The following is a 6,474-nucleotide window of genomic DNA, read 5'->3' on the forward strand; positions in this document are numbered from 1 at the left end:
GGCGGACTACCTGCCGGCTCCCACCATCCGCAGCACGAGGTCGGCGTAGAGCGCGCCGACCTCGTCCGGGGTGCGGGGGCCGTTCACGTTGAACCAGCGCGCGACGTCGATGCACAGCGACAGCACGGCCAGCGTGGTGCCCGGCACGTCGGGGACGTCGAACTCGCCCGCCGCGACGCCGTCCTCGATGATCCGGCGGACCTCCGCGTTCACCTGGCGGCGCAGCCCCACGATCTCGGCGCGGGCCTCCGCCCCGAGCGAGTCCAGCTCGTACTGCACGACCCGCGCGGTGGTGCGCCCGCCGGCGTGCCAGCGGACGAAGGAGCTGACCGCGTCCGCGAGCCGCTCGGAGGGGGTGCCCTCGCGCCCGGCAGCGGTCCGCAGGATGTCCAGTGCCTTCTCGTGGCCGATGCGGCTGATCCGGTGGAGCAGCTCTTCCTTCGTCTTGTAGTGGATGTAGAGCGCGGCCGGGCTCATGCCGGCGCGGCCCGCGATGTCGCGGGTGGTCGTGGCGTGGTAGCCGCGCTCGGCGAAGGCCTCCACGGCGGCGATCAGCAGTCGCCGGGCCGCGTCCGGGGTGACCTCGCCCCACGGCTGCATCTCGCCGCCGGCCGTCTCCTCCGCCGTACTCATCGCTTGTTCGCCCCTCTCGGTGACAGGAGCCCCCACCATACCGCCGAAGGTGAGCGGTTGCTTAGAGCACCTGCTCGGACAGGGTCGTGAACCGGCCGCGGGGATCCGCCGCGCGCCTCAGAGCTTCTCGAAGGGGTCGTGCTCGGCGAGCAGCTTCTCCAGCCGCGCCTGGTCGACCCGGCTGACGATCCGCCCGGCCTCCTGCCGGTCCCGGACGACCTTGGCGAGGGTGAAGGACGACGTGACAAGGTACAGGACGGCGATGGCGAGGAAGCCGCGGACCCAGCCGTCGGCGCTCGGCCGGAAGATCCCGACGGCGGTGGCGGCCATGGCGGCGGCGAAGGAGACGACGGCCTGACCGTGGAAAGCCGCCGTGTTCTGCTGTCTGACCGGTGTGTCACTCATGGGACCAGGTTCGGCGGACACGGCCACCGCCACATCCGCCGGCGTACTCAGTCGACACTCAGAGCACTCGCAGTACTCAGAGAACTCAAAGCACCCGGAGCACTCAGAACGCCGACACTCCCGTCAGCGCCCGCCCGATGACGAGCTTCTGGATCTGACTCGTGCCCTCGTAGAGGGTCATCACGCGCGCGTCCCGCAGCAGCTTGCCCGCCGGGTACTCGTCGATGTAGCCGTAGCCGCCGAAGACCTGGAGAGCGTTGTTGGCGGCGCGGACGGCCGCCTCCGAGGCGAAGAGCTTGGCCTTGGAGGACTCCACGGCGAAGGGCAGGCCGCGGTCGATCAGGTCGGCCACGCGCCAGGTCAGCAGCCGCGCGGCGTCCACGTCGACGGCGATGTCGCTGATCAGCTCCTGCACCAGCTGGTGGTGGGCGATGGTCCTGCCGAACTGCTCGCGCTCCCCCGCGTACCGCACCGCCGCGTCCAGCGCGGCCTGCGCTATGCCGACGCAGCCCGCCGCCACCGACATCCGCCCCTTGGCCAGGGCCGACATGGCGACCTTGAAGCCCCGGCCCTCCTCGCCCAGCAGCGCGGAGGCCGGCACGCGCACGTCCTCAAGGACCAGTTCGGCGGTCGCCTGGCCGCGCAGCCCGAGCTTGCCGTGCAGGGTGCGGCGGGTCAGCCCCGGGGTGGCGGCCGGGACCAGGAAGGCGGAGACGCCCCGGTGCCCGGGGGCGTCCGTGGAACGGGCGAAGAGCAGGACGACGTCCGCCCAGGTGCCGTTGGTGATGAAGGTCTTGGTGCCGTTGATGACGTAGTCGTCGCCGTCGCGCACCGCCCGGGTGGCGAGGTTGCCGGCGTCGGAGCCGGTGCCCGGCTCGGTGAGGCCGAAGCAGCCGACCAGTTCACCGGCGGTGAGGCCGGGCAGCCACCGCCGCTTCTGCTCCTCGCTCCCCCAGGCCGCGATCGTCTTGGCGACCAGTCCGAGCGAGACGGAGACGATGCCGCGCACGGAGGAGTCGCCGCGCCCCAGCTCCTCCGTCACCAGGCAGTAGGCCAGGTGGTCGCCGCCACAGCCGCCGTACTCCTCGTCGACGGTGAGTCCGAGGAAACCGACCTCGCCCAGCTTCTTCACGATCGAGCGGTCGACCTCCTCGGCCCGGTCCCAGGTGACCGCGTTCGGGGCGATCTCGCGCTCGACGAAGTCCCGGGCGAGCCGCCGCACGGCCACCTGCTCCCCGCTGAGCTCCAGGTTCATCAGAGACCACCCCACAGATCGCGAACTTTGAAAGCCGTACATTTAAATTAGCACTGCTAGTTTCCAGGTGCAGCCCTACTATGTGCGCCATGGCCCGACCGCGCAAGCCCCTCCTCAGCACCGACCGCATCGTCGAAACGGCACGGGAACTCGTGGACACGGAAGGCCTGTCGGCCGTCTCCACGCGCCGGCTCGCCGCCGAGCTGGGGGTGAGCGGGCCCTCCCTGTACAACCACTTCCGCACCAAGGACGAGATCCTGGAGGCGGTCGCCGACTCGGTGAGCGGCCAGGTCGACCTCTCGATGTTCGAGGGCGGCCGGGAGTGGCGGACCGCGCTGCACGACTGGGCCGTCTCCTACCGGGCGGCCCTGCGGGACCACCCGAACATCGTCCCGGTCCTCGCCCGCGGCCCCGGGCGCCGCCCGGCCGCCCTGCGCCTCGCCGACGCCGTCTACGGCGCGATGGTGGAGGCGGGCTGGCCGCCGTCGCAGGCGACCTCGATCGGCGCGCTGATGCGGTACTTCATCATGGGCTCCGTCCTCGGCTCCTTCGCCGGGGGCTTCGTCGAGGACCCGAACGCCTACGACCCCGCCGACTACCCGCACCTCGGCCAGGCCCACCTCCTCGCCGAGCAGCAGGAGAAGATCGACGAGCGGGCCTTCGAGACGGGACTGACGGCACTGCTGGACGGCCTGGCGCAGCAGTACGCCCACCTGCGGTGACGACGCGTCCCGGCATGCGGCAGGGACGCGTCGGCGCTGGCCGAAGCATCCCTGCCGCATGCCGCGGGCGGCCCAGGCGCGCGAGTCGGCGTGATCGCGCCCCCCGCGCACCGGCTGGCCCGGTGAGCGGCAGGCAGGCCGAGGAACCGCCCGCAGGCCGGTCGCACGGCCGGGCCGTGGGCCCGGCATCGCGGCCGGCGCCCGGAAGCCCCGGACGGCGGGCGGGCGCGACGGCCGCGCCCGCCCGCAGCGGTCAGAAGACGATCAGCGCCCGGCCGCCCTTGCCCGCGAGCATGTTCTCGAAGGCCGCGGGGATGCCGTCGAGCGCGATGCGCTCGGTCACCAGGGCGCCGAGGTCGAGCCGGCCCGCCCGGACGTGCTCGGCCAGGACCGGGAGGTCGGCGGCGGGGTCGCAGTTGCCGTAGACGCACCCGGACAGGGTGCGTCCCCAGTGGAAGATCTCCAGAGCGTTGAAGGTGACCTGCTGGTCCTTGCCGCCGATGCCGACGACCGTGGTGCGGCCGCCGCGGCGGGTGGAGTCCCAGGCGGCGCGGATCGAGACCGCGCGGCCGACGCACTCCACGGCCACGTCCACACCGTGCCGGCCGGTGAGCGCGCGGATCTCGCGGGCGGTGCCGTCGGAGGCGAGCACGTACTCGGTGGCACCGGCCGCCCTCGCCAGTTCCTCCTTCTCCGGGGAGACGTCGACCGCGACGATCGTCGACGCGCCCGCGATGCGGGCCGCCTGCAGCGTCGCGAGCCCCACCCCGCCGACGCCGAAGACGGCCACCGTCTCGCCCGGGCGGACCTTCGCAGCGTGGTGGACGGCGCCGTACCCGGTGAGGACGGCGCAGCCGAGGAGGGCCGCGTCGGTGAGCGGGACACCGTCCGGGAGCGGCAGGGCGCAGGAGGCCGGCACGACCGTCTCCTCGGCGAACGCGGCGACGTTGAGGCCGGGGTGGAGGTCCGTGCCGTCGGTGGTGCGGGCGTGGACGCCGGCGGCGCCGTTCAGCGCGTTGGCGCACAGCCAGACCTCGCCGAGCGAGCAGGCGTGGCAGGTGCCGCACGAGGGGGCCCAGTTCAGCACGACGGCATCGCCGGGGGCGAGGTGGCCGACGCCCTCCCCGACGGCGACGACGGTGCCCGCGCCCTCGTGGCCCAGGACGGCGGGGACCGGCACCCGCATGGTGCCGTTGGACAGGGACAGGTCGGAGTGGCAGACCCCGGCGGCGGCGAGCCGGACGCGGACCTGGCCGGGCCCGGGGTCGGGCAGGACGATCTCGGCGAGCTCCAGCGGAGCGCCGATGGCGGGGAGTACGGCAGCGCGGACAGCCATGACGGGCAACAACTCTCCTAGAACTGGAGGGACTTGGTCTGGAGGTACTCGGCGAGGCCGTGCGTGCCCAGTTCCCGGCCCACGCCGGACTGCTTGTAGCCGCCGAAGGGTGCCACGGGGTTGAAGCGCCCGCCGTTGATGTCGACCTGCCCGGTCTCCATACGGCGCGCGAAGGCGACGGCCTCCGCGTCCCCGGCGGCCCAGACGGCGCCCGCCAGGCCGTAGACCGTGCCGTTGGCGATGCGCAGGGCGTCGTCCTCGTCGGTGTAGCGCAGGATCGACAGCACAGGGCCGAAGATCTCCTCCTGGGCGATGGTCATCTCGGGGGTGACGTCGGCGAAGACGGTCGGGCTGACGTAGTAGCCCCGCTCGCGCGGCGGCTCGGAGCCGCCCACGACGAGTCGGGCACCCTCGGCGACGCCCTGGTCGATGTAGCCGCGTACCCGGGCCCGCTGCGCCGCGTTGACCAGCGGGCCGATGCGGTCGCCGTACTTGGCGGCGGCGGCCGCGGCGAGTTCGACGGCCTCGTCGTAGCGGTCCCGGTGCACCAGCATCCGGGTCCACGCGCTGCACGTCTGCCCGGAGTTGGACATCACGTTGGCGACACCGACGTTGACCGCGCGGGCGAGGTCGGCGCTCGGCAGGATCACGTTGGCGGACTTGCCGCCCAGCTCCAGGGCGACCTTCTTCAGGGCGCCGCCCGCGACCGCGCCGATCCGCTTCCCGACGGCCGTGGAGCCGGTGAAGGAGACCAGGTCGACCCCGGGGTGTTCGGCGAGGGCCTGCCCGGCGACCGGGCCGGGACCGGTGACCAGGTTGAAGACGCCGGCCGGGACGCCCGCCGAGTGCACCGCCTCGGCGAACAGGCGGGCGACGAGCGGGGTGTCCTCGGCGGGTTTCAGGACGACCGTGCAGCCGGCCGCGAGCGCGGGGGCGACCTTGGCGACGACCTGGTGCAGCGGGTAGTTCCAGGGCGTGATCGCACCGACGACGCCGATCGGCTCCAGGAACACGGTGGAGGTGCCGGCCTTCTCCTCGAAGGGGTGGACAGCCGCCAGTTCGGCGTACGAGGCCGCGACCGCGATCGGCACGGCCGCGTGGACGGCCTGCGAGAAGGGCAGCGGGGAGCCGAGTTCGGCGGTGACCGTCTCGGCTATCTCGTCCTTGCGGGCCTCCAGCACGTCGCGCAGCGCCGCCAGGCGCGCGGCGCGCTCGGCGGGCGGGGTCGCGGCCCAGCCGGGGAGGGCGGCGCGTGCGGCACGTACCGCGGTGTCGACGTCGAGGGCGGTGCCGGCCGGGACGGTGCCGATCACCTGCTCGTCGACCGGGTTCACCACCTCGATCACGTCCTGCCCCGCAGCGGGCCGCCAGGCGCCGTCGATGTAGATGCCCTCGTGTGCCTTCATCGTGCTCCTCCCGGACCGGTCTCGTCTCCGGCACATAAACTAGCGGCGTTAGTTTTCGGGCGCCAGGGGGTCGCCGCTGACGCCCGATGATGCCACCGGCCCGGGGTGGGCCGGCGCAGGGGAGGGCGGGGAGAACGGAGAGAGCGGGGAAGGAGGACGGGCGGGCGTCATTCCGCCAGATCGGGCAGGTGTGCGGGAGCCGGGCAGATGCGTTCGCCGTGCTGGTCGAAGACGAAGAGGTGGGCGAGGTCGACGAGGAGAGGCACCCGCATGCCGTGCCGCAGGTCGATGTCGGGGGTGGTGCGCACGACCAGGTCGCCGGGCAGGAGGGCGGGTTCCGGACCGGGTGCGGTGCCGGCCGGTCGGTCGAGGACTGCCACGGGCCCGGTGCGCAGGGCCTCCACGCGCTCGCGCAGCCGTTCCAGGACCGAGCCGTCGCGGCGGCGGCGCCGGGCGGGCCGGGTGGCCCGGCGCGGGTTCTCCAGATCCGGCACGACCGCCGGGCGCGAGCCGGTGTCGAAGTGCACGAGCGCCTCGTGCCCCTGGAACTCCACGTACTCCACGAGACCGGTGAGCGGTACCTCGCCGGGCCGGGCGGAGGCGTGCCTGGCGATGCGGACGGCTTCCGAGCGCAGCCCGACGATCACCTCGTGGCTTCGTTGATGTCTGGGGACAGCGTTTATTGACGGCTTCCCAAGGCAGTTAGTGATCAACGAG

Annotated in this window: 7 protein-coding genes; 1 reads left to right on the plus strand and 6 read right to left on the minus strand. The window is 73.1% G+C overall.

The features are described from left to right. Positions 1-6: 6 nt before the first annotated feature. The 3 genes from I3F54_RS20625 to I3F54_RS20635 form a co-directional block, all read right to left on the minus strand. Complete coding sequence (locus I3F54_RS20625; RefSeq protein ID WP_240120308.1) at positions 7-633, minus strand: TetR/AcrR family transcriptional regulator; 627 nt, start codon at positions 631-633, stop codon at positions 7-9. Between the two features lie 117 nt (positions 634-750). Next, on the minus strand, positions 751-1,038 hold the full coding sequence (locus tag I3F54_RS20630) for a YiaA/YiaB family inner membrane protein (protein WP_240120309.1): 288 nt from the start codon (positions 1,036-1,038) through the stop codon (positions 751-753). 103 nt (positions 1,039-1,141) lie between these two features. Next, on the minus strand, positions 1,142-2,293 hold the full coding sequence (locus I3F54_RS20635; RefSeq protein WP_240120310.1) for an acyl-CoA dehydrogenase family protein: 1,152 nt from the start codon (positions 2,291-2,293) through the stop codon (positions 1,142-1,144). Positions 2,294-2,382: 89 nt separating this feature from the next. Between I3F54_RS20635 and I3F54_RS20640 the strand changes: the two genes are divergently transcribed. Continuing rightward, positions 2,383-3,015: a TetR/AcrR family transcriptional regulator gene (locus I3F54_RS20640; protein WP_240120311.1), complete on the plus strand. Its 633-nt coding sequence runs from the start codon at positions 2,383-2,385 to the stop codon at positions 3,013-3,015. Between the two features lie 253 nt (positions 3,016-3,268). Here the strand turns inward: I3F54_RS20640 and I3F54_RS20645 are convergent, their stop codons facing one another. From I3F54_RS20645 to I3F54_RS20655, 3 genes are all read right to left on the minus strand, one after another. Continuing rightward, positions 3,269-4,351, minus strand: a complete 1,083-nt coding sequence (locus tag I3F54_RS20645) for a Zn-dependent alcohol dehydrogenase (protein ID WP_240120312.1) — start codon at positions 4,349-4,351, stop codon at positions 3,269-3,271. A 17-nt stretch (positions 4,352-4,368) separates the two neighbouring features. Continuing rightward, positions 4,369-5,757 carry an aldehyde dehydrogenase family protein gene (locus I3F54_RS20650; protein ID WP_240120313.1) on the minus strand — a complete coding sequence of 463 codons (1,389 nt, stop codon included), beginning with the start codon at positions 5,755-5,757 and terminating at the stop codon, positions 4,369-4,371. Between the two features lie 167 nt (positions 5,758-5,924). Further along, positions 5,925-6,474 (minus strand): TOBE domain-containing protein (locus I3F54_RS20655; RefSeq protein ID WP_374205944.1); only part of this gene is annotated, 550 nt, incomplete at its 5' end.

The organism is Streptomyces sp. MUM 2J, from assembly GCF_022414535.1.
Classification (GTDB): Bacteria; Actinomycetota; Actinomycetes; order Streptomycetales; family Streptomycetaceae; genus Streptomyces.